We start from the raw sequence: 939 nt of genomic DNA on the forward strand, positions 1-939 counted from the left end.
CTCCGGAGGGCAGCTGGCACGCGACGCCTCCGGCGCGGGTGAACGGCAATCCGACCGGCGCGGGCGACTCAGCGGTCGCGGGCCTGCTGTCGGGACTGGTGGAACGCCTGCCCTGGCCGGACCGGCTGGCACGGGCGGTCGCCCTGTCGGCGGCGACGGTACTCTCCCCCGTCGCGGGGGAGTTCGACCGCCCGGCCTACGAGGAGCTGCTGGGGCGGGTCGCGGTGACGGGGGACGCCACGGCGGCACAGGGCCCGCCCGGGGCTACGACTTCCAGCCCGATTCCAGGGAGAACTGGTCGAAGTTGACGTCGCACTGGTTGCCCTGCTCGCAGGAGACCTTGATGGTGTTGGTGCCCTTGTTGAGGGTGATGTTCCCCCAGGTGTTGGTCCAGCCCTTTTCGTAGTCGCCCTCCGCGGCCTTGGCGAAGTTGCCGAGGTTGAGCGGGCGGGTCTGGGCCGTGCCGTTGATCGTGAGCGTGGCGTTGGCGTCCTTGCCGGGTACGCCGTAGTTGACGTTCAGCGTGTACTTGCCGGCTTTGGTGATGCCGTTCACCGTCCAGGTGATGGACGCGCCGACCTGGTTGAAGCCCGACACATAGACGCCGCCCGCGGCCTCCGCGCCGTCGACGTCCGAGGCCGTGGTGGTCCCGCCGTCCAGCTTCAGCGCCTTGGCATCGACCTCCTGCGTCTCCGCGCCGTCCGCCGCGCTGCTGCTCGGCGACGGGCTCGACGACGCGCTCTGCGACGTGGACGGGGTGCTGCCCGCCTGGTCGCCGGTCTTGTTGCTGTCGTCGTTGCCGTTCATCATCGCCACGCTGATGCCGATGACCACCGCGGCGACGACCGCGATCGCGCCGATCAGCAGCCCCTTGGTGTTGGGGCCGCGGCCCCGGCCACCGCCGCGACCGCCGTCGTAGGACGGGGGCTGCTGGCCGCC

2 protein-coding genes are annotated in these 939 nt (G+C 71.2%); one reads left to right on the top strand and one right to left on the bottom strand.

Going from position 1 to position 939, the window contains the following annotated elements; genetic code table 11:
• The coding region (locus R6V09_RS53925) for a PfkB family carbohydrate kinase (RefSeq protein ID WP_317888664.1) at positions 1 to 308 on the top strand (308 nt) is incomplete at its 5' end.
• Here R6V09_RS53925 and R6V09_RS53930 read toward each other — a convergent pair.
• Positions 265 to 939: CBM35 domain-containing protein (locus tag R6V09_RS53930; RefSeq protein WP_317888665.1), on the bottom strand; the 675-nt coding region annotated here is incomplete at its 5' end. The two genes, R6V09_RS53925 and R6V09_RS53930, sit on opposite strands and share 44 nt — an antisense overlap.

The sequence above is a fragment of the Streptomyces sp. W16 genome, from assembly GCF_033194735.1.
Taxonomy (GTDB): domain Bacteria; phylum Actinomycetota; class Actinomycetes; order Streptomycetales; family Streptomycetaceae; genus Streptomyces.